General features: G+C 71.3%; 17 protein-coding genes. 9 read left to right on the forward strand and 8 right to left on the reverse strand.

Annotated features, from left to right (window positions below):
- The 4 genes from I0C86_RS04185 to I0C86_RS04200 form a co-directional block, all read left to right on the forward strand.
- The coding region (locus I0C86_RS04185) for an ABC transporter permease (RefSeq protein ID WP_196199856.1) at positions 1-961 on the forward strand (961 nt) is incomplete at its 5' end.
- A complete protein-coding gene (locus I0C86_RS04190; protein WP_196199857.1) occupies positions 958-1,896 on the forward strand; it encodes a carbohydrate ABC transporter permease in 939 nt (312 codons plus the stop codon). The genes I0C86_RS04185 and I0C86_RS04190, both read left to right, overlap by 4 nt.
- A 114-nt stretch (positions 1,897-2,010) precedes the next feature.
- On the forward strand, positions 2,011-2,499 hold the full coding sequence (locus I0C86_RS04195) for a MarR family winged helix-turn-helix transcriptional regulator (RefSeq protein WP_196199858.1): 489 nt from the start codon (positions 2,011-2,013) through the stop codon (positions 2,497-2,499).
- A 73-nt stretch (positions 2,500-2,572) separates the two neighbouring features.
- The gene (locus I0C86_RS04200; RefSeq protein WP_196199859.1) at positions 2,573-4,048 is read left to right on the forward strand and encodes a DHA2 family efflux MFS transporter permease subunit; all 1,476 of its coding nucleotides are present in this window, start codon (positions 2,573-2,575) and stop codon (positions 4,046-4,048) included.
- 77 nt (positions 4,049-4,125) lie between these two features.
- Here I0C86_RS04200 and I0C86_RS04205 read toward each other — a convergent pair whose 3' ends face one another.
- On the reverse strand, positions 4,126-6,471 hold the full coding sequence (locus tag I0C86_RS04205) for a TIM-barrel domain-containing protein (RefSeq protein WP_196199860.1): 2,346 nt from the start codon (positions 6,469-6,471) through the stop codon (positions 4,126-4,128).
- Positions 6,472-6,688: 217 nt separating this feature from the next.
- Here I0C86_RS04205 and I0C86_RS04210 point away from each other — a divergent pair, with 217 nt between their 5' ends.
- Complete coding sequence (locus tag I0C86_RS04210; protein WP_196199861.1) at positions 6,689-8,683, forward strand: beta-galactosidase; 1,995 nt, start codon at positions 6,689-6,691, stop codon at positions 8,681-8,683.
- A 25-nt stretch (positions 8,684-8,708) separates the two neighbouring features.
- Here I0C86_RS04210 and I0C86_RS04215 read toward each other — a convergent pair whose 3' ends face one another.
- From I0C86_RS04215 to I0C86_RS04235, 5 genes are all read right to left on the reverse strand, one after another.
- A complete protein-coding gene (locus I0C86_RS04215) occupies positions 8,709-9,821 on the reverse strand; it encodes an acyltransferase family protein (protein ID WP_323373451.1) in 1,113 nt (370 codons plus the stop codon).
- Positions 9,822-10,153: 332 nt separating this feature from the next.
- Positions 10,154-11,437 (reverse strand): hypothetical protein, encoded by a 1,284-nt coding sequence (locus I0C86_RS04220; RefSeq protein ID WP_196199862.1) that lies wholly within the window; start codon positions 11,435-11,437, stop codon positions 10,154-10,156.
- 6 nt (positions 11,438-11,443) lie between these two features.
- Positions 11,444-11,944 (reverse strand): SigE family RNA polymerase sigma factor, encoded by a 501-nt coding sequence (locus I0C86_RS04225; RefSeq protein WP_196199863.1) that lies wholly within the window; start codon positions 11,942-11,944, stop codon positions 11,444-11,446.
- A 134-nt stretch (positions 11,945-12,078) separates the two neighbouring features.
- On the reverse strand, positions 12,079-12,951 hold the full coding sequence (locus I0C86_RS04230; protein WP_196199864.1) for a HEAT repeat domain-containing protein: 873 nt from the start codon (positions 12,949-12,951) through the stop codon (positions 12,079-12,081).
- A 47-nt stretch (positions 12,952-12,998) separates the two neighbouring features.
- Positions 12,999-13,520, reverse strand: coding sequence for a hypothetical protein (locus I0C86_RS04235; protein ID WP_196199865.1), 522 nt, complete (start codon positions 13,518-13,520; stop codon positions 12,999-13,001).
- A gap of 107 nt (positions 13,521-13,627) precedes the next feature.
- On the opposite strand from I0C86_RS04235, the gene I0C86_RS04240 reads away from it, so the two are divergent.
- The gene (locus tag I0C86_RS04240) at positions 13,628-14,728 is read left to right on the forward strand and encodes an NYN domain-containing protein (protein WP_196199866.1); all 1,101 of its coding nucleotides are present in this window, start codon (positions 13,628-13,630) and stop codon (positions 14,726-14,728) included.
- 85 nt (positions 14,729-14,813) lie between these two features.
- Positions 14,814-15,743, forward strand: a complete 930-nt coding sequence (locus tag I0C86_RS04245) for a diacylglycerol/lipid kinase family protein (protein WP_196199867.1) — start codon at positions 14,814-14,816, stop codon at positions 15,741-15,743.
- A gap of 78 nt (positions 15,744-15,821) precedes the next feature.
- On the opposite strand, the gene I0C86_RS04250 is transcribed toward I0C86_RS04245, so the two are convergent.
- A complete protein-coding gene (locus tag I0C86_RS04250; protein ID WP_196199868.1) occupies positions 15,822-17,066 on the reverse strand; it encodes a GNAT family N-acetyltransferase in 1,245 nt (414 codons plus the stop codon).
- A 232-nt stretch (positions 17,067-17,298) separates the two neighbouring features.
- On the opposite strand from I0C86_RS04250, the gene I0C86_RS04255 reads away from it, so the two are divergent.
- Positions 17,299-19,590, forward strand: a complete 2,292-nt coding sequence (locus I0C86_RS04255) for a rhamnogalacturonan lyase family protein (protein WP_196199869.1) — start codon at positions 17,299-17,301, stop codon at positions 19,588-19,590.
- A 355-nt stretch (positions 19,591-19,945) separates the two neighbouring features.
- Here I0C86_RS04255 and I0C86_RS04260 read toward each other — a convergent pair whose 3' ends face one another.
- Positions 19,946-20,941, reverse strand: a complete 996-nt coding sequence (locus I0C86_RS04260; protein ID WP_230393523.1) for an LLM class flavin-dependent oxidoreductase — start codon at positions 20,939-20,941, stop codon at positions 19,946-19,948.
- Between the two features lie 207 nt (positions 20,942-21,148).
- Here I0C86_RS04260 and I0C86_RS04265 point away from each other — a divergent pair.
- Positions 21,149-21,599, forward strand: a 451-nt coding sequence (locus I0C86_RS04265) for an ABC transporter ATP-binding protein (RefSeq protein WP_196199871.1), incomplete at its 3' end; no start/stop codon positions are given.

Below are 21,599 nucleotides of genomic sequence, written 5' to 3' on the forward strand. Positions count from 1 at the left end.
GCGCGGCCGGGATCGGGGCCGCCGTACCAGGCGCGCGCCGTTGCGGGCCCGGCTGCGCCGGGACTGGCCGTTGCTGCTGATGGTGGCCCCGGCCGCCCTGTTGCTGCTGGTCTTCCACTACCTTCCGACCCTGGGCAACGTGGTCGCGTTCCAGGACTACAACCCGTACGCCGGGGACACGCCGCTGGCGGCCTTCACCTCCAGCCCGTGGATCGGGTTCGGTCAGTTCGAGGCACTGTTCGGTGATCCGGCGTTCTGGGACGCGCTGCGGAACACCCTGGCGATCACCGCGTTCCAGCTCGTCTTCTACTTCCCGCTGCCGGTCGTGCTGGCGATCGTGCTGCACAACATCCTCTCCCCGAAGTTGCGGGGCTTCGTGCAGACCGTCGTCTACCTGCCGCACTTCTTCAGCTGGGTGCTGGTGGTGACGTTCTTCGTCCAGATGTTCGGCGGGGCGGGGCTGCTCGCCCAGGAGATGCGCGACGTCGGGCTCGAACCGTGGAACATCATGTCCAATCCCGACACCTTCATCCTGCTGGTCACCGCCGAGACGGTGTGGAAGGACGTGGGCTGGGGCACGATCGTCTTCCTCGCCGCCCTCTCCATGATCGATCAGCACCTCTACGAGGCGTCGGCGGTGGACGGCGCGGGCCGCTGGCGGCGACTCTGGCACGTGACCCTGCCGGGGCTGCGGCCGGTGATCGTGCTGCTGCTGATCCTGCGGCTGGGTGACGCGCTCTCGGTCGGCTTCGAGCAGTTCATGCTGCAACGGGACGCCGTGGGGCGGCAGGCCGCCGAGGTACTGGACACCTTCGTCTACTTCAACTCCATCACGACCGGCAACTACGGGTACGGGGCGGCGGCCGGCCTGTTCAAGGCCATGGTCGGACTGGTGCTGATCCTGGCAGCAAACCGGTTCGCCCACGCCCTCGGCGAGCGGGGGGTGTATTCGCGATCATGAGTGTCATCGATCCTGCCCGGAAGGTCGTTCCGGACCTGCGACGACGGCGTACCGGCCGACCGGCCTGGGAGGAGAGGCCGAGCGCGGCCGGCCAGGTCACCCGGGGCACCATCCTCACCGGAGTGGTCCTGGCGGTGCTGATCCCGCTCTGGGTGGTGCTGGTGACCAGCCTGGCGTCCCGGGAGACCATCAACGAGGCCGGTGGCCTGGTGCTGGTGCCGAGAGAGATCGACTTCTCGGCGTACGTGACGATCTTCTCCGGCGGCCAGGTCACCCAGGCGCTCTGGACCAGCACCCTGATCACCGTGCTGGGTACGGCGGTGAGTCTGACCCTGACCGTGCTGGCCGCGTACGGGCTGTCCCGGCCCGGCTCGGTGGCGCACCGGGGTCTGCTCTTCTACTTCCTGCTGACCTTCCTGATCTATCCCGGCATGGTGCCCAGCTATCTCGTGGTCACCGGGCTGGGGCTGAAGAACAGCATCTGGGCGCTGATCCTGCCGACCGCGATAAGCGTCTTCAACCTGGTGGTGATCCGGGCCTTCTTCCAGAACATCCCGGCGGAGTTGCTGGACAGTGCCCGGATCGACGGTGCCGGCGAGTTCCGGATCCTGGCCCGGATCGTGCTGCCGCTGTCCCGCGCGGTGATCGCCGTGGTCGGCCTGTTCTACGCGGTCGGCTACTGGAACGTCTGGTTCAACGCCCTGCTGTACATCGACGACAATTCGAAGTTCCCGATCCAGCGGGTGTTGCAGAGCTTCATCCTCGCCGGCCAGTCCCCGAACACCTCGGGGATGGCGGTGGGTGTCTCGATGCCCCCGACGCTGGCGATCAAGATGGCCGTCGTGATGGTCACGGTGTCGCCGATCGTGCTGGTCTACCCGTTCGTGCAACGACACTTCGTCAAGGGCGTCATCATCGGCGCCGTCAAGGGCTGACAGTGGTTAGGAGGGGGCCCTTCTTATGCAGAAAGCGATAACCGGGGGCCCTTCCTTACAGATGTGACTGTTGGTAGATGATCCGTTACGGATCGGCTGGCTATGCTGGTCGGTATGACCGCCATGGCGCCGACCCGAACCGTGTCGGATCTGTCCTTCCTGCTCGACCACGCCAGTCACGTGCTGCGGACCCGGATCGCGGCGGCGTTGGCCGAGATCGGGCTCACCGCGCGGATGCACTGCGTGCTGGTGCACGCCCTGGAGGGGGAGCGGACCCAGGCCCAGCTCGCCGAGATCGGTGACATGGACAAGACCACGATGGTGGTCACCGTCGACGCGCTGGAGGCGGCCGGGCTGGCCGAGCGGCGGCCGTCCGGGCGGGACCGGCGGGCCCGGATCATCGCGGCCACCGAGCGGGGTGCCGAGGTGGCGGCGCGGAGCCAGGCGATCGTGGACCGGGTGCACGAGGAGGCGCTGGCGACGATGTCCGCACAGGAGCGGGCGGTGTTCCTGCGGGTGATGGAGCGCCTGGTGACCGGGTATCTCGCCGATCCGGTCGAGACGCCGGCGCCGGTGCGCCGGGCTCGGCAGCGGGAGAGCTAGGTCGCATACAGATAGTCTGCAACAAAACTATCTGCTACGGTCCTTCTGTTGATCCGTTCGACAGGAGGACAGAATGTCCGTTACCTCCGCTTCTTCCGTGCCCCGGTCCCACTGGGTCGCCCTCGGGGTGATCGCCTCGGCGATGTTGATGACCATCCTCGACGGCAGCATCGTGACCGTGGCGATGCCGGCCATCCAGCGCGACCTGGGCTTCTCCGCCGTCGGCCTCGGTTGGGTCTTGAACGCCTACCTGATCGCCTTCGGCGGCCTGCTGCTCCTCGCCGGACGCCTCGGCGACCTGCTCGGTCGCAGGCGGATGTTCCTGGCCGGCACGGCCCTGTTCACCGCCGCCTCACTCCTGGCCGGCGTGGCCGGCTCGCCGACGGTACTGATCATCGCCCGCTTCCTCCAGGGCGTCGGCAGCGCGGCGGCGACCGCCGTCAGCCTGGGCATCCTGGTGACGCTCTTCGTCGAACCCAGGGAGCGGGGCACGGCGATCGCCGTCTTCAGCTTCACCGGCGCCGCCGGGGCGACCCTCGGCTCCGTGCTCGGCGGCGTCCTCACCGACGCGCTCGGCTGGCACTGGATCTTCTTCATCAACCTGCCGATCGGGCTCGCGGCGCTCGTGCTCGCCCGCCGGGTGCTCCCGAGGGACCGGGGACTCGGCCTCGCGGCCGGTGCCGACGTACTCGGCGCGCTGCTGGTCACCGCCGGGCTGATGCTGGGCATCTACACCGTCGTGAACATCTCCTCGCGTGGCGCGACCTCGGCCGCGACCCTGGGACTCGGCGCGATAGCCGTGGCCCTGCTCGTCGGGTTCGTCGTCCGACAGGCCACCGCGACGAACCCACTGCTGCCGTTACGGATCTTCCGGTCCCGCAGCGTCGCCGGAGCCAACCTGGTGCAGATCCTGATGGTCGCGGCCTGCTTCGCGTTCCAGATCCTGGTCGCGCTCTACCTGCAGAAGGTGCTCGACTACGGCGCCGCCCGGACCGGCCTGGCGATGCTGCCCGCGGCGGCGGTGATCGGCGCGGTGTCGCTCGGCGTCTCCGCCCGGCTCAACGCCCGGTTCGGCGAGCGCACCGTCCTGCTGGCCGGGCTCGTCCTCCTGGTCGGGATGTTCGGGCTGCTGGTGCGGATCCCGGTACAGGCGAACTACGTCACCGACCTGCTGCCGGTCATGCTGCTCACCGCCGGCTTCGGCCTCGCCCTTCCGGCGCTGACCAGTCTCGGGATGTCCGGCGCACGCGACGACGACGCCGGGCTCGCCTCCGGAGTCTTCAACACGACCCAGCAGCTCGGGATGGCCCTCGGCGTCGCGGTGCTCGCCACCCTCGCGGCGTCCCGGACCGGCGACCTGCTCGCGGCCGGCGGCACCGAGGCGGCGGCGCTGACCGCCGGCTACCGGCTGGCCTTCGCGGTCGCGATCGGACTGGTCCTCGCCGCCTTCGTCGTCGCGTTCACCGTGCTGCGGCAGCCGCGCCGCCGGCCCGCCGCCGGGCCGGCGGAGCGCGATCCGGTCGCGGTTCCGGCGGCTCCGGCCGTCTGACCCGGTGGAGGTACGCCCTGATCGGCGACCTTGAAGGGGGACGGGGCGCCCCCCACCTGGGCACCCCGCCCCGACCTTCAACCTCGCACGGTGGGCAGTCCATCCAGGAGCACCGGTACCGTCTCCGCGCCGTGCAGCAGCAGCCGATCCGGAAGCCGGGCTCCGTCCATCCGGGCGAGGGCGATTCCACCGATCGACAGCGGCCCGTCGGCCTCGACCCGGAACTCGTTCCCGGATCGGGTGCCGCGGATCGTCGTGTCGCCGTCGATGTCGTGCACCACCGTGCTGGCGTCGGCGGCGCCCCAGCTCAGCACGGTGACGTCGGAGAAGGGCGCGTCGCCGACCCGGTCGGCCGGCGGCAGCACCGGGATCAGCGCGCCGAACCGGACGAAGAGCGGGACCTGGTGCAGCGGCCGGCGTACCAGCAGGTGCCGGCCGCCGCCGTGTACCTCGCCGGTCCAGAAGTCCACCCAGTCGCCGGCCGGAAGGTACACGTGCCGGCGTCCCTCCGGATTCGTCATCGGAGCGACCAGCAGGTCCGGCCCGAGCCGGTACTCCAGCTCCGCCGTCCAGGCGGCCGGATCGTCGGGGGAGTCCACCAGCAGGGCCCGCATCATCGGCGCACCGGTCCGGGCCGCCACCACGGCGGCCGAGTAGAGGTACGGCATCAGCCGGTACCGCAGCCGGAGCGCGTCGACCGCGTCCCGCTCGGCGTCGGCCGGAAAGTCCCAGGGCAGCCGGCTGGTGGTGCCGTGGAAGCGGATCAGCGGGGACAGCGCGCCGAACTGGGCCCAGCGTACGTAGAGATCCGGCGTCGGCGTGCCGTGGAACCCGCCGGTGTCGTGGCTCCAGAACGGCACCCCGGAGAGTCCGTGGCTCAGCCCGCCGCGCAGCGTGCTGGCCATCGCCGGGTACGTCGCGTTGACGTCCCCGCTCCACTGTGCCGAGTGCCGCTGCCCGCCCAGGTACGACGACCGGGCCCACACCGTGCTGTGCCCGGCGACCTGCTGGGTGACCGCCGACACGACGTCGTTGAACAGCAGCGAGTAGACGTTGTGCAACTCGACGCCGGTCATCCCGTTGTGCGACACGGAGTCGGCCGGTACGCCCTCGGCGAAGTCGGTCTTGAACACGCTGACGCCCTGCTCCAGCAGGGGCCGGAGCAGGCTGGCGAACCAGTCGGCCGCCGCGGGATTGGTGAAGTCGACGATCCCGCCGGCCGGATGGCTGCCGTGCCAGGTGTCGGCGACGTAGACCGAGCCGTCCGGCCGGCGCAGGAAGTAGCCGGCCTCCGCCGCGTCGGCGAAGAGCGGGCTGGCGGTCATCACGTACGGGTTCATCCAGAGGCTGACCCGAAAGCCCTGTTCGGCCAGGGCGGCCAGCATGCCGGCCGGGTCGGGGAACTGCTCGGCGTCCCAGCGCAGGTCGGACCAGGCTCCGGCGACCTGCCAGTAGCAGTCCAGGTGCAGCACGTCGCAGGGGATGCCCCGGTCCCGGATCTGCCGGGCCCGCTCCAGCACCCGCTGCTGGCTGTCCCGGAAGAACCCGGACGAGATCCAGGTGCCGAAGGCCCACTTCGGCGGCAGCGCCGGCCGGCTGGTCAGCCGGTCGTACCGGTCCAGGATCTCCGGCGGGGTCGGGCCGGCGAGTACGTAGTAGTCGATCAGGTCGTCCGGCACCAGGATCTGTACGCAGCTGTGCGTGGACTGGCAGATGTCGAACTCGACCGGCATGCCGCTGTCGACCAGCACCCCGTAGCCCCGGCTGGACAGGTAGAGCGGGACGTTCTTGTGCGAGCGGTCGGACTCGCTGCCGAAGGCGTCGAAGTTCCACATCAGGGCCCGCTGGCCGCGCTTGTCGAGCGGGGTGAACTTCTCGCCGAGGCCGACGAACCGCTCGTCGCCGGGGGCGACGAAACTCTCGTGGTAGGCGGCCACCGTGCCGTCGACAAGTGAGCGGCCGAACGGCAGCGTCCGGAGCCGTCCGCTGATGTCCTGCTCGCCGCGGCTCTGGCTGACCAGTTCGGCGCCGGAGGGGTCGACGAAGCGCAGGTGCCAGGGGTCGAGGTGCAGTTCCGCGACGACGGCGCCGGCGTCGACGCGTACCCGGTCGGTCTCGACCCGTACCTCGGCCCGGTACGGCTGGGGATGCACCAGGGGCAGGGCCCGGGTGGCCCGGCCCCGGGCCAACGGGTCCTCGCTGAGGCGTACCCGGATCACGCCCTCCGCGGCGGCGGTGATCCGGACCGAGAGCGAGCCGCCGTCCGAGGTGCCCGCCTTGAGCGTCACGCCCTGGCCGTCCGCGCTGAGTACCTCGGCCCGGGTCAGCGCGGAGAGTCCGTGCTCGCCCGGCGCCCGGACCGGTAGCTCGGGCGGGTCGGCGACGAACGTCTCGTGCGGGACCAGGGGCGGTCGGTACGGCATTCGGTCTCCTCGGCTCCCGGGGTGCGGACCGGCGCGGTTGTCGACGGCGGTGACCGTGACACCCGGCGGGCTTTATTAGTTTCTTTGGTCACCCAACAAACTGTCAACGGCGGAAGCGGAGTCGATGCGATCGCCCCGCCGACGCCCTCGTTGACACCGGAGATCCACCCCACCTACTTTGTCTGGGATCCAAACAAAGGTGGGAGGGGCGGAGTAGATGCGTTGGCCCAAGGGACTGGCCGGGCTCTGCTACGGCGGGGACTACAACCCCGAGCAGTGGCCGCCGGAACTCTGGCCCGCCGACGTCGAGCTGATGCGCCGGGCCCGGGTCAACCTGGTCACCGTCGGGGTCTTCGCCTGGTCACGCCTCGAACCGCAGCCCGGCCGGTACGACTTCGAGTGGCTGGACCGGGTGTTGGACCTGCTGCACTCCGGCGGCATCCGGGTGGCGCTGGCCACGCCCACCGCGTCCCCGCCGCCGTGGTTCTCGCTGCGGCACCCGGAGGGGCTGCCGGTCACCGCCGACGGGGTCCGGCTCAGTCACGGCAGCCGGGACACCTACTGCGTCAGCGCCCCGGCGTACCGGGCCGCGGCCCGGAACATCGCGTCCGCGCTGGCCGCTCGGTACCGCGACCATCCGGCGCTCGCGCTCTGGCACGTGCACAACGAGTACGGCACCACGTGTCACTGTGAGCACGTCGCCGCCGCGTTCCGGACCTGGCTGCGGGTCCGCTACGTCGAGCTGGACCGGCTCAACGAGGCATGGACCGGCAGCTTCTGGAGCCAGTTCTACTCCGAATGGGAGCAGATCCGGCCGCCCCGGGCCACCCAGTACCTCGGCAACCCCAGCCAACTGCTGGACTTCCGCCGGTTCGGCTCCGACGAGCTCCTCGCGGCGTACGTCGAGCAGCGCGACCTGCTCCGCGCGGTCACCCCGGACGTGCCGGTGACCACCAACTACGTACTCGGCGGATGGGTTCCGGTGGACCACACCCGGTGGTCGGGCGAGGTGGACCTGGTGGCGGTCGACCACTACCCGACCGAGGCCGGAGCGGGCGCGGAGGAGCAGACCGCGTTCGCCGCCGACCTGGCCCGGTCCTGGGGCCGGCGGGCTCCCGGCGGGCCGGCCTGGCTGTTGATGGAGAGCGCGCCGAACCTGGTCCTCACCCCCGGCCGGATGCACGCCAAGGAGCCGGGCCGGATGATCCGGCACAGCCTGGCCCACGTCGCGCGGGGCTCGCGCGGGGCGATGTTCTTCCAGTGGCGGGCCTCGCGCGGCGGCGCGGAACTCTTCCACTCCGCGCTGCTGCCGCACGCCGGCCCGCAGACCCGAGCGTTCACCGAGGCGGTGGCCCTCGGCGCGACCCTCGAACGGCTGGCCGAGGCCGACACCGGGGTGGTCCAGGCGCGGGTGGCGATCGCCTGGGACGCGACCTGCTGGTGGGCGATGCAGGCCGCCGTACTGCCGTCGGAGCAGCTCGACTACCTGGCCGAGGTGTCGGCGGCGCACCGGGCACTGTGGCGGGCCGGTCACGGCGTCGACATGGTCGCCCCCGGCGACGAGCTTTCCGGGTACGCCCTGCTGGTACTGCCGGCGCTCTACCTGGTCTCGGACGCGTACGCCCGGCAGGTGCGCGACTACGTGGCCGCCGGTGGGCACCTGGTGGTCGGCTACTTCAGCGGGATCGCCGACGAACACGCCCGGGTACGCCCCGACGGCTATCCCGGCGCCTTCCGCGACCTGCTCGGGATCCGGGTCGAGGAGTTCCACCCGCTCGACGCCGCAGCGCGGCTGCCACTGTCGGACGGCACCACGACGGGCCGGATCTGGTCCGAGACGGTACGCCTGACCGGCGCCGAGCCGGTGCTGACGTACGTCGGCGGGGTGCTCGACGGACAACCGGCGGTGACCCGGCACCGGTACGGCGACGGACTGGCCTGGTACGTCTCGACCCGGCCGGGCGACGACGCGTACCGCGAACTGCTGGCCGGTGTCGCCGCAGCGGCCGGCGTCGGGCCGACCTGCCCGACCGCGCCGGACGGGGTGGAGGCGGTTCGGCGGCGTGCGGCCGGGGAGAGCTGGCTGTTCCTGTTGAACCACACCGACACCGCGGTGACCGTGCCGGCGTCCGGAGTGGACCTGCTGACCGGCGTGCGGGGCGAGTCCGTGACGCTGCCGGCCGGCGGCTGCGCGGTCCTGCGGGAGACGTGAGGGGCCGCCCGTTCACCGGTGCCGCTCAGCCCGGAGGCGTGGACCGCACACGTTCCCAGCGTTTCCGCGCCAGTGCCTTCAACGGTGCCCAGGAGCGGTGCTGCTGGAACGGGATCTCGAAGACGGCGGCGAACAACCGGGCCGCCGCCACGCAGATCGGGACCGCGAGTACCAGGGTGATCCAGAATCTCGGCAGGCCGGGTCCGACGTGCGGTGCCACGATCCTGCGGCTGATCAGCCCGACGATCGGCAGGTGGATCAGGTAGAGGCTGTAGGAGAACCTGCCGAGTCCGCGGACGGGTCGGGTGGCGAGCAGCCACCCCAACCCGGCCGATCGCCGGGTGGCCACGGCGGCCAGGAGCAGAGCGATCGCCGGACCGATCGCGAGGTCGATCCAGTAGTAGTGGTTCACCGTCCAGACGGAGCCTTCGCGGACCGTCAGCAGTACCACCGGGGCGGCGGCGAGCAGGGCGAGCCAGTGCCACGGCCAGCGGCGGACCTGGTCACCCGCGCTGACGATGCCGGCGGCAAGCAGGCCGAGGGTGAACAGCGGGGCGAGTTCCAGGGTGAACCCCGTCGCCTTGGCCGTCGTGGACACGTCGGGACACAGCAGACCGATCGCGACCACCGGCACGGTGACGGCGGCAAGGGTCGACGCCGCACCTGCCCGGCGGCGGACCAGCAGCAGGAGCGGGAATACGAGGTACAGGCCGGCCTCCACCGCGATCGACCAGAAGGCCCCGTTGGGCACCGGCGCCACGACGACGTCCTGCATCAGGAGGCCGTAGACGACCACCGACCGGGCGGACGGTGGGGCGGAGAGCGGCAGCGGTGTCACGGCCCCGGCGATCAGCAGACTGAACACCAGGGCCGCCCAGTACGCCGGTAGAACCCGCCACGCGCGGCGCCGCGCGAACCGGAGATTCCCGCACGACTGCCAGCCGTTCCGGGCCGGTGCGATGGCCAGCGAGAATCCCGACAGGGTGATGAAGACGACCACCGCGAAACGGCCGTGCAGCAGCCAACCGAGCCATTCCGGCCCGGTGTTGACCGGATACCCGGGGAAGGCCAGCAACCAGCAATGGTGCAGCACCACGTACAGCGCGGCGAGGCCGCGGATCCCGTCCAGTCCCGCCACCCTGCGATGCCCACCATCGTCCGTCCGAGGGCGAGGGCGAGGAGCATCTCCACCATTTCCACCACCGTGGACCACGTGCGCAGTGCGCATTCCCGGCGTGAGTCGCATCGTCCTTCGTCCACGGATTTCGGGCGCACGGCACCACGGCTTCGACGGAGAACGGCGCCCGTGAAGTCGATGAAACTGCTCAGCCGATTCGCGCGACCCTTGATGAATGGGGGCTCAGATGCCGATCCGACCGCCGTCAGCGGCCCCGATGATCGGTCCTTCCCGGCATCCGCAACAGCGCGATGATGCCGACCTACCGGGTGTTCATGATCTGTGTGCCGGGCTCAGTGGATGCGCTTCAGGTTCAGTAGGCGCTGCTTGCCGCCGCTCTGGCCCAGGTCGATCAGACCATCGCCCATGGCGCCCTCGTTCTCCTGCTGCCTACCGACGGTGTTGGCCTCCCGGTCCCACAGGTGGACGTCGCCGGAGGGCGACTGCCGGATCTGGACGAACCGGCCGGTGCTGTCGAAGAGGACGGACGTGTCGGACCTGAGGGACCGGACCGCGTCGTCCGTGCCGGCGGGCTCCACCGCGACGCCGGTCGCCCGCAGCGGTCGGCTGCCGTCGGCGCCGTAACTCACGAAGCTGTCCGCAGTGCGCCCGAGGCAGACGAGCGGAGTGCACTCGATCATGGTGACGCCGTCGAGCGTCCGTGGCGTGCGGCGTTCACCGGTGGCCACGTTCCAGAAGGTGGGTACCTCCGGTGGCGCTGCCGGCCGGGTCAACTCCGCCACGTCCACCGGCCCCACCGGGTACGGCAGGGCCCAGGGCCCGTACCGGAGGTCGTACCCGTCGCTGCCGGTCACCTGCTGCGGTTCGCCGCCGTCCGGGATCCGGTAGACCATCCCGACTCCCTGCCCAACGGGCCCCACACCGGCGTAGAAGGCCCCGCCGACCTCGGCCACCGTCACCGTCATGGTGTGGTCCGGGCCGAACCTGGCCCGGCGCACGGCGGCGCCGCCGTCCCTGGGCGCACTCCACACCTCGCGGTACCTGGCGCCGCCCGTCTCCTGCGCCGCCACCACCCAGACGATGTGATGTTCGGTGACTCCGCCGCCCGCCTCGTCGTAGGTGGTGTAGCCGGAGGTCGGCACCGTTCCCAGTTCCCGCACCGCACCGGTCACCGCGTCGAGCACCACCGGCAGGGCGGGAACTCCGTCGACCCACGGCCGGAGGAGGTAGCTGTCGGCGTCCAGTGCCGCCTCGACCGAGTACGTTCGGCCGTCCGGCAGCGGGTACGGCAGCTCGACGACCGCGTCCGGCCACACGTCGCGGTACGGTTCGGCCACGGACAGGTCGACGGTGGGCAGCGACCCGATCGGCACCTGTATCGCGCCGAGCGACTGCGCCGGGCCGGCGTGCCGGAATCCGGGCAGTCCGGTGACGGCTACCCCGGCCGTGACCGCGACAACCGCCGTGACCACGGCGGCCATTCCGGCGATCCGGGTCCGGGCGTGCCGACGCCGGCGGGCGGCCACCGTAGCCGAGAACTCCGGCTCGGCGTCCGGGGCGGCCAGGGCGGCGGCCCGGAACGTACGGGTGAGATCGTCTTCCAGGTTTCTACGCATGCGCGGCTACCTCCCGTTGACCCGTGCGTCGACCCGCGACTCGGCGACGTCGCGCAGTTTGTCCAGGCCCCGGGCGGCCTGACTGCGTACCGTTCCCCGGGAGATCCCGAGCAGCCGGGCGATCTCCTCGTCAGTGAGTTGCGCGTGGTAGCGCAACATCAGCACCACCCGCTGCCGAGCCGGCAGGTCGGCCACCGCGCGCCACAGGCCGAGATCACCGTCGGCCTCCGCGATTCCCGCGTCGACGTAGCTCCGTTCGGGCACGGCCCACACCGGATGCTCCCGCCGGCGCCGGCGCCACCAGCTGATGTGCAGCCGTGCCATCGTGGCGCGGACATAACCCTCCGGATCGCCGCGCGAGCTGACCCGCGACCACCGCGCGCCCAGCCGGGCCAGCGCCTCCTGCGCCAGATCGGCGGCGTCGTGGGGATTGCCCGCCAGGACGAAGCCGTAACGCAGGAGCGCGGGTGTGCGGTCACGGACGAACGACCCGAAGTCGTCGACCATTCTCACCTCCCCAGTCGGTCTAACACGCTCGACCGGGCGGAACTGTTGCACGGGCTGCGCACGTCATGGATCAGATCGAGGCACGATCGGTGGCAAGCGCCGGTCGAGCAGGCCTTACGACCGGGTAGCGCGGCTCAGCGGAGCCGGGCGGCGGCGGTGGCCCGCACCTCCGCCGTCTCGATCGGGTCGTCTCGCAGATACCGCAGCCGCTCGCGGGTGAGGTCGTCGAGTGGTGCCCGCGCGGCGGCGAGCAGCCGGACCTCGGACTCGCAGTCCCACAGCCCTTCGGCGAGATGGCGGGCCGCGCCGGCCGGGTCCAGGGCTACGAGGGCGCGTAGGTAGCTGGCCCGCTCGTAGGAATGCGGGCTGTGCCAGAGCCGACGAAGGAGCGGCACGGCCGAGGCGGCGGCGGGACCGCCGATCCTGGCAAGTCCGTCGGCGAGGTCGTTGTAGCCGCACCGGTCGTCGACCCGGTGGTCGAGCCAGTCCATCCCCGCGAGCAGTGCGGGTACGTCGCTTCCGTCGCCGTGTGCGGCAAGCACCTGGTACGCCGTCCAGACGAGCGGATGCCCGGTGCTGGCCCATCGCCGTGCCGTCGGCAGTGCCGCCGATCCGAGCCTGCGGAGGGCGGCTCCCAACGGTCCGTGCAGTTCGGCGTACGACAGGTGCTCCACGACGGACAGGAGCAGTGGCTCGGGCGGACGGCGGTTCAGCTCCCGTAACGCCGGTAGATGATCGTAGGTCCGGTCCTCGTCGCGGAGCACCGTCAGCAGCGCGGTGCTGGAGAGGTCGGCGAACGGGCGTGGCGGCGTCGGTCGGAAGTCGGCGGCTCGGACCCGCGCGGCGATCCGATCGTCACGGCCGGCCCAGTCGGTCCAGGGCGGGGACCACCACCACACCCCGCGCTCGGCGGTGTCGGGCAGCCGGCCGCGTGCCGTGTCGAACAGGTTGTCCCACCATGGCCGGGGCCAGGAGTGGGACACGTGCCGGGATCGGCGGGTGGCCACCGCGAATTCCGGAACGTGCCTGGCGCCCGTCCCGCCCACCTCGGTCGCTACGGGAGAGCCGGACGCATGCTGGACCGATCGATGGGGCCGGGCTCAACCCACCGACCGGCCGCGTAGTTGTCCAGCCGGCGCAGGATCTCCTGCCGGTCATAGCTCGGAAACCGGACCAGAAGCAACTGCAGTGCGAATCGTGACTGTTGCTGTTGGTCGAACGTCGCGGAGTCCATCGGCCGAGCCGAAACGTCCCATGAGTCCGGCGCCGCCCAGTGCGCCATCCGTAGGTAGAAGGCGTCGCGCGGGCCACCCTGTGCCAGGGCCGTGAGGAAGGTCAGTCCGTCGTCCACCGGGAAGTCTATGTACGCCCAGCCAAGCTGGGCCGCCACGATGGGCGCCATGTGAGGCAGCTCGTCGGCCCAATCGGCGTTGCTCTCGCCCTGGTTCTGACAGCAGGTCCAGGTTCGAAGCCCGAGACGCCAGATCGCCTCGATGATCGGCGCGAGCTCCTCGTCGATGTCCGCGCTCACCTCACCGATGGTGACATGGCGAGTCGGATGCAGGTTGGCGGTCATCGCGCAACGATAGGGCCGACCCTCCGGGACCCGACGGCGGGGACGCGCCCGGCGTCCGGAGCGGAAGACGTCGGCTCCGGCGGCACACCGGGCGTAGGCTGGCGCGCGTGGATCAAGAAGACCGTATTGCCCTGTTCCTCGACTACGAGAACCTCGCGTTGGGGGCGCGCGACCACCTTGGGGGAATGGGCTTCGACTTCCGCCCGATCGCCGACGCCCTCGCCGAGCGGGGGAGGGTGATCGCGCGGCGGGCGTACGCCGACTGGTCGTACTTTGACGAGGACCGTCGGATGCTCACCCGGTCCCACGTGGAGCTCATCGAGATACCGCAGCGGATGGGTGCCTCGCGCAAGAACGCCGCCGACATCAAGATGGCGGTCGACGCCGTCGAACTCGCCTTCGAACGCGGGTACATCTCGACATTCGTGATCTGCACCGGTGACAGTGACTTCACGCCGCTGGTCCACAAGCTTCGCGAACTCAACAAGCGGGTCATCGGGGTCGGCGTCGAGAACTCCACCTCGGCGCTGCTTCCGCCCGCCTGTGACGAGTTCCTCTACTACGACCGCCTCGAGGGCGTCGACGTTCCGTCGGCACGGGGCCGGCGGGGCCGCCCGGCCCGGCCGACCGGCCCGGAGCCGCAGCAGGTGGAGCAGGAGCAGGTGGAGCAGGAGCAGGTGGAGCAGGAGCCGCTGCCGGCGGTCGAGGAACCCGTACGCGACGTCGACACGCTCGCGGTCCTCGTGGCCCAGACCGTGGCTGGCCTCCAGGGCAGTTCCGGCGGTGCGGTGACCGCCTCGACGCTGAAGCGCACCCTGCTGCGGAAGGACCCGACGTTCAGCGAGTCCAACTACGGATTCCGCGCCTTCGGGGAGCTTCTGCGGCACCTGGCCGAGCACAACGTGATCGAGCTGACCGAGGGACCGGCCAAGGGCGACCCCGAGGTGTCCCTGCCCGAGCACGGTGATCGGGAGGTGGCGTTCGGGCTCCTTCGCTCCGTGGTGGTGGACCTGGCTGGAAAGGAGGGTGCGGTGGCGCTGTCCGGCCTCAAGAACCAGCTTCGGCGGGCCCGGCCCGACTTCAGCGAGAAGAAGCTCGGCTACCGCACCTTCCTCCAGTTCTGCAAGGCCGCCGCCACCAGCGGCGCGGTCCAGTTGCGCTGGAGTCCCGAGTCCGACGACTACCTGCTCACCCCGAACGCTTCCTGATCGCCGGTTCTCCGGACAGCATCGGGCGGTCCCACGGTCCCACGGTGCCGCGACCGGCGGGCGGCTGGCGATAGGGTCTGGGCCCATGCGGACAAAGCAGGAGTTGGGCGAGGCCGTCCGGCGGCAGCGCCGGGCGGCGCTCGTCGTCAACGCCCGCTCCCGCCGGGGCCGCCGGCACTACAACGGCGTCCGGTCACGCCTGGCAGCGGCCGGCTTCACCCTGCTCGGGGCGTACCCGGTCGACCGGCCGGGAGAACTCGAAGGAAGTCTGGCGGCGGCCGCCGAGTTGGGACCGGACCTGCTCGTCGTCGGTGGCGGGGACGGCACGATCGGCGCCGCCGCGCGGTTGCTCGCCCACCGCGACATCGCGCTCGGCCTGCTGCCGCTGGGCACCACCAACAATTTCGCCCGGACCGTCGGTGTTCCGCTCGACATCGACGCGGCCATCGCCACCCTCGTCGACGGCAAGGTGATCGACGTCGACCTCGGGATCGCCGGCGGGATGCCGTTCGCCAACCACGTCGGCATCGGCCTGTCCGCCGAGGTGATGCTCGCGGCCCCGCCGCGACTCAAGCGGGTCACCGGCCGGCTCGCGTACCCGGTCACCGCCCTGGCGTTGCTGCCCCGGCACCGCCCGGTGAACATGACGGTGCGGGCCGACGGGCAGACGCGGGAGTTCCTGACCCATCAGCTGTACGTCGCCAACGGCGGTTTCCACGCCGGTCGACCGATCACGGCGGACGCGAACGCCGACGACCGGCTGCTGGTGGCGTACCCGGTAGGCGGTCCGGCGCGGCGGGACCTGCTCCGCGACACGGCCCGGAACGCGGCCACCGGCCACCGGCGCACCCTCGGCGACGAGCCGTTCCTCGCCACCGGGGAACTCTGGGTGGAGACCGACCGGCCCGCACCGGTCGAGGTCGACGGCGAGGTGTGTGGCCAGACCCCGATCCAGATCGGGCTCGACGCGAACGCGCTGCGGGTGATGGCCCCAATCGACACCCCCGACCGCTGACCCGTACGTCACGACAGCGCCCGCGACGACAAGTCGACTCCTTCCGCCCGAACCAGGGCTGGCGGGGCGGAAGTCGGCTCAGAAGTAGTCGAGCAGTTCGGCTCGGGGGGCGGTGCCGAGCAGGTCGAGCCCGCCCGGGTCCGTTCCGGCGGGACAGTGCAGCAGTCCGGCCTCGACGGTCGCGTACGCATTGGCGGCACCGGTGTAGAGCAGCGCGAAGCCGCGTACGGAGAGGACCAGCGGCGGCTGCTCGGTGATCCGGTGCAGTTCCGCCGAGCCGCCGTCGACCTCCAGCCGCCAGTTGCCGGAGTTCCACGGTGCGACGTCGTCGGTCAGGGCGAACTCGACCCGGCCGCGTACCTGAACCGGCCAGCCTCGGCTGGTCACCGCCCGGGCAACGTCGACCGGCCGGTGCATCCAGACGCGTTGCTCGTGCTGGCGGGCCTGGTCCAGCGGCAACTGGGCGGCGATCGCGTCGTGGGCCAGCGGCCACAGCCGTACGGTCGGCGTGACGCTGTGCCAGCTCGCGAGTACGCCGACCAGCTCCCGGGCCGCCTCGGGCGTGGTGGCGAGCACGTCCCGCACGGTCAGTACGGCATGCTGGTCGTACCCTCGGCCGCGTTCCCAGCTCGCGTACCCGACCAGGTGCCCGCCCTGCTCGACCAGGGTGAGCCCGTCGACCCCGTCCGGCAGCGCGCCCGGTGTCGGGTCCTGGTCGAACAGGCCACCCCGGCGGGTGAGCAGACCGCTGCGGTGCCGGGCGATCCGCTCGTACAGGTCGGCGACCGCCGGAAGGTCCTCGGGCCCGCCGGGCCGGACCGAGAGGTCGGGGGCGGGCCGTGGTCGGGGCAGTGCCACGGTCGGCAGGTCGATGGCCCGCAGGGCGCCGGTGACCTCCCAGCCGCTGCGCCGGTACGGCTCGGTCACGGTCGGGTACAGGGCGCTGACCGCCGCTTCGCGGGCGTGAGCGCCGCGCAGCAGTTCCTGGAGCAGGGACCGGGCCACACCTCGCCCTCGGGCCTCGGGCAGCACCGCGACTCCCGCGACATCGGCCGCGACCACCCGGCGGCCCGCCCACCACTGCTCGTGGTGCAGGTCGACGGCCTTGCCGACCAGGCGTCCGTCCACGTCGAACGCGCCGTACCGGGTGAGCCCGGACGGTGGCGGCACCGGAGTGGCTGGCGCGGCGGTCGGGGTTTCTGGCACGGCCGGGATGGCTGGCGCGGCGGCCGGGGCGCCGCCGAAGGCCAACCGCCCCAGCTCCCCGGCCGCCGCGAACTCGTCGGCCTCGAGCTGTCGGATCTGGGTGACGGTCGGTCGCATCGGCAGAGCGTAGCCAGTCGGCCGGTACGTCGACCACGGTGTCGGCGTCGGGGATGAACCCGTTAAATGACGGGGCTCGATGTTGTGCGTGGGAAAGCGGTTGCCCTAGCATTCAAAATGCGTTGGAAGCCGTACTACCCACCGGCCCCGGGCAGGCCGGTGCAGCATCGCTGTCGCCGGCCGGGCTCCGTGTCTCCGTGCCGCGTCGCCCCCGCCTCCAACGGAGTTGATCATGCGTACTTCGCGACATCGCACCACCCTGCTCGCCGCGACGACGGCGGCCGTCCTGACCGTGACCGGAGCGTTCACCGCAGTGGTCGCCTCGGCTGCCGCCGCCGGCTGCCGGGTCGACTACCTGGTGTCCAGCGAGTGGCAGGGTGGCTTCGGAGCCAGCGTCACCCTCACCAACCTCGGCGACCCGGTCAGCGGCTGGAACCTGACCTGGACGTACGGCGCCGGACAACAGGTCACCCAGGCGTGGAACGCCACGGTCAGCCAGAGTGGCAGCCAGGTCACGGCCACCAACGTCAGCTACAACGGCGCGATCGCCACCAACGCCAGCGTCACGTTCGGCTTCAACGGATCGTGGACCGCCAGCAACCCGGCGCCGGCCACCTTCGCGATGAACGGCACCACCTGCACCGGCACGGTCGGCCCGACCGGCACCATAACGCTTCCGCCGACCAGCACACCCCCGCCGACCAGTACGCCCGTGCCGACCACCCCACCGGTGACCACCCCACCGGTGACCACCGCGCCGCCGACGGACCCGCCGGCCGGGGCCAAGCAGATGGAGGACCTCGACCGGGGACTGGTCAGCGTCCGGTCCGGCAGCGCGAACCTGGTCTCCTGGCGGCTGCTCGGCACCGAGACCTCCGGTGTGTCGTTCAACCTCTACCGGGGCTCGACCCGGGTCAACCCGGCCCCGATCACCGGCGCCACCAACTACCTCGACTCGGGTGCGGCCGCCGGCTCGGCGTACACGGTCAGGGCCGTGGTCAACGGGGCCGAGCAGGCCGACTCGGCGCCGGCACTCCAGTTCGGCAACGGCTATCTCGACGTCCGGTTGCAGGTGCCGCCGGGCGGCAGCACACCGTCCGGGGAGGCGTACACCTACTCCGCCAACGACGCCTCGGTCGGCGACCTGGACGGCGACGGCCGGTACGAGATCGTCGTCAAGTGGGATCCGAGCAACGCCAAGGACAACTCACAGTCCGGCTACACCGGCAACGTCTACGTCGACGCGTACACCCTGACCGGCACCCGACTGTGGCGGATCGACCTGGGCCGCAACATCCGGGCCGGAGCCCACTACACCCAGTTCCAGGTGTACGACTACGACGGTGACGGCCGCGCCGAGGTGGCGATGAAGACCGCCGACGGCAGCCGGTCCGGCACCGGCCAGGTGATCGGCTCGTCCTCGGCCGACCACCGCAACTCCAGCGGGTACGTGCTGGCCGGGCCCGAGTTCCTGACCATGTTCAACGGCCAGACCGGCGCCGTGCTGTCGACGGTGAACTACGAGCCGGCCCGGGGCACCGTCTCCTCCTGGGGCGACAACTACGGCAACCGGGTCGACCGGTTCCTCGCCGGTACGGCGTACCTGGACGGGCAGCGGCCGTCGCTGATCATGGCTCGGGGTTACTACACCCGTAGCGTCATCGTCGCCTGGGACTTCCGCAACGGCTCGCTGACCCGGCGCTGGACGTTCGACTCGAACTCGGCCGGCTCGCAGTACACGGGCCAGGGCAACCACGCGCTGACCATCGGCGACGTCGACGCCGACGGCCGGGACGAGATCCTGTACGGCGCGATGGCCGTGAACGACAACGGCTCCGCGCTCTGGAACACCGGGCACGGGCACGGCGACGCGGCGCACCTCGGCGACCTCGACCCGGCCCGGTCGGGGCTGGAGTACTTCAAGGTCAGCGAGGACGCCTCCAAGCCGTCGTCCTGGTTCGCCAACGCGCGTACCGGCCAGATCTACTGGTCGACCGCCGCGGCCGGAGACAACGGCCGGGGTGTGGCCGGGGACATCTACGCCGGCAGCGCCGGTGCGGAATCCTGGTCGGCGGCGGTCGACGGGCTGCGCAGCCCGTCCGGTGCGAACGTCGGCCGCAAGCCGTCGTCGAGCAACTTCCTGATCTGGTGGGACGGTGACCCGGTCCGGGAACTGCTCGACCAGACCCGGATCGACAAGTACGGCACCGGCGGCGACACGCGGCTGCTGAGCGGCAGCGGTGTGGCGTCGAACAACGGCACCAAGGCCACCCCGGCGCTCTCGGCCGACATCCTGGGCGACTGGCGCGAAGAGGTGATCTGGCGGACCAGCGACAACTCCGCGCTGCGGATCTACAGCACTCCGACCCAGACCAGCACCCGGATACACACCCTGATGCACGACCCGATGTACCGGGTGGCGATCGCCTGGCAGAACACCGCCTACAACCAGCCGCCGCACCCGAGCTTCTTCATCGGGAACGGCATGTCCACGCCACCGGCGCCGTCGATCTACCTGAGGTAGCGGGCGGAACGCCGCGGCGCACCGGTAGGGCCGGGCGCCGCGGCGGATCCGTCAACGCGAAGCCGCACCGGCTGGCGAGGTCGCTCATTTCCTCGCCAGCCGGTGCGGCACACACCGCGACATAACGCGACCCGTCCCGATCGCGCTTGTCGAACCACCACCGGTATGAACACTAGGCCCCTTCCGGTGCCAGTCGATGACAGCGCGGTGAAGAGTGTGTTTCGCGCCCCCCGACCAGCGTGACCCCGGTCACCGCCGACCGACGGCTCACCGGCCACCGCCGGCCAGCAAGTCAGCGGTCAGTGCTCCCGGCCGGCGAGTCACCGGTCAGTGCTCCCGGCTGGCGAGTCACCGGTCAGTGCTCCCGGCGCAGTCCGCCGACCACCTTCTCCGCGATCAGCTCGTACGAGCGCACCCGGTCGGCGATGTCGTACACCAGGGTGGTGAGCATCAGCTCGTCGGCGCCGGTCCGGGCCAGCAGATCGGTGAGCTGCCGCCGGACCGTCTCGGGAGAGCCCATCGCCTGCCCCTCCCGCCGCTCGGCCACGAACTGCCGTTCCAACTCGGTGTACGGGTAGGCCGCCGCCTCCTCCGGCGTGGCCAGCGGCTCCGGCCGGCCGCCGCGCAGGCGTAGGAACGACAGCGAGGCCGGCCCGGCCAGCCACTCGGCCCGCGCGTCGTCCTCGGCACAGACCGCGTTCACCGCCACCATCGCGTACGGCTGGTCCAGCCACTGCGAGGGGCGGAAGCTCTCCCGGTACAGCGCCAGCGCGGGCAGGGTGTTCGCCGCGCTGAAGTGGTGGGCGAACGAGAACGGCAGACCGAGCAGCCCGGCGAGCCGGGCGCTGAAGCCGCTGGAGCCGAGCAGCCAGATCGCCGGCCGGTCGCCCCGGCCCGGGGTCGCCACGATCGGTCCCGGCCGATCCCCGGTGAAGTAGTTGAACAGGTCCGCCAGTTCCTGTGGGAAACCCTCGGCGGAGAGGCCCTCGACCGTACGCCGGAGCGCCAGCGCGGTCGCCTGGTCGGTCCCGGGCGCCCGGCCGATCCCCAGGTCGATCCGGCCCGGATGCAGGGCCTCCAGCGTTCCGAACTGCTCGGCCACCACCAGCGGCGCGTGGTTGGGCAGCATCACCCCGCCGGAGCCGACCCGGATGGTCGAGGTGGCGGCGGCCAGGTGGGCGATCAGCACGGCCGGCGCGGAACTCGCGATCGCCGGCATGTTGTGGTGTTCGGCCACCCAGAAGCGGTGGTAGCCGAGTTCTTCGGTCCGCCGGGCCAGCTCGGTGGTGTGGCGCAGGGCCGGGCCGGCGGTGGTGCCGGCGGCGACCGGTGCGAGGTCAAGGACAGACAACGGTACGTCGATCACACGTTCGGCAACCCGCGCAGAGTCGAATTTCTTCCGCCGCGAGCGAAAGGAAGGGCCCCTTCTTATCGTTTTCTGTTGTAGAAGGGTCCCTTCCTAACCGCGCGCACCTCCGGCGGGTAGGGGCAGCCCTACCTGCGGGGATGCAGGGGCGCCATGTGGTGTGGCGCGGGGGTGGCGACCAGGCTGAGAGGCATGGGAAACACGGGTGTGCCGGCGGTGCTGGACCGGCCGGTTGTCGAGGTCGTCGACGTGGTGAAGAGTTATCCGGGCGCGGGAGTGCAGGCGTTGCGCGGCGTCTCGGTCGCGTTCGCGGCCGGTACGTTCTGCGCGGTGATGGGACCGTCCGGGTCCGGCAAGTCGACGCTGCTGCACTGCGCCGCCGGGCTGGACCGGCCGGACACCGGGCGGGTGCTGCTCGCCGGGCAGGAGATCGGCGCGCTCCGGGAGCCGAGGCTCACCCAGGCGCGGCGCCGTCGGGTCGGGTTCGTGTTCCAGGCGTACAACCTGATGGACTCGCTGTCGGTGTGGCACAACGTACTGCTGCCGCAGCGGTTGTCCGGGGTCCGGCCGGACCGGGGCTGGGCACGGGAGGTGCTCCGGCGGGTGGGGCTGGACGGCCGGGAGAACGACCGCCCCGGCCAGC

This window comes from Plantactinospora alkalitolerans (genome assembly GCF_015690345.1).
In the GTDB taxonomy this organism is placed as follows: Bacteria; Actinomycetota; Actinomycetes; order Mycobacteriales; family Micromonosporaceae; genus Plantactinospora; species Plantactinospora alkalitolerans.

Excerpts from the sequence above, each read along its gene's own strand:
- I0C86_RS04190 (WP_196199857.1), top strand. The coding sequence starts at position 958 with ATGAGTGTCATCGATCCTGCCCGGAAGGTCGTTCCGGACCTGCGACGA.
- I0C86_RS04195 (WP_196199858.1), top strand. The coding sequence starts at position 2,011 with ATGACCGCCATGGCGCCGACCCGAACCGTGTCGGATCTGTCCTTCCTG.
- I0C86_RS04200 (WP_196199859.1), top strand. The coding sequence starts at position 2,573 with ATGTCCGTTACCTCCGCTTCTTCCGTGCCCCGGTCCCACTGGGTCGCC.
- I0C86_RS04205 (WP_196199860.1), bottom strand. The coding sequence starts at position 6,471 with ATGCCGTACCGACCGCCCCTGGTCCCGCACGAGACGTTCGTCGCCGAC.
- I0C86_RS04210 (WP_196199861.1), top strand. The coding sequence starts at position 6,689 with ATGCGTTGGCCCAAGGGACTGGCCGGGCTCTGCTACGGCGGGGACTAC.
- I0C86_RS04220 (WP_196199862.1), bottom strand. The coding sequence starts at position 11,437 with ATGCGTAGAAACCTGGAAGACGATCTCACCCGTACGTTCCGGGCCGCC.
- I0C86_RS04225 (WP_196199863.1), bottom strand. The coding sequence starts at position 11,944 with ATGGTCGACGACTTCGGGTCGTTCGTCCGTGACCGCACACCCGCGCTC.
- I0C86_RS04235 (WP_196199865.1), bottom strand. The coding sequence starts at position 13,520 with ATGACCGCCAACCTGCATCCGACTCGCCATGTCACCATCGGTGAGGTG.
- I0C86_RS04245 (WP_196199867.1), top strand. The coding sequence starts at position 14,814 with ATGCGGACAAAGCAGGAGTTGGGCGAGGCCGTCCGGCGGCAGCGCCGG.
- I0C86_RS04250 (WP_196199868.1), bottom strand. The coding sequence starts at position 17,066 with ATGCGACCGACCGTCACCCAGATCCGACAGCTCGAGGCCGACGAGTTC.
- I0C86_RS04255 (WP_196199869.1), top strand. The coding sequence starts at position 17,299 with ATGCGTACTTCGCGACATCGCACCACCCTGCTCGCCGCGACGACGGCG.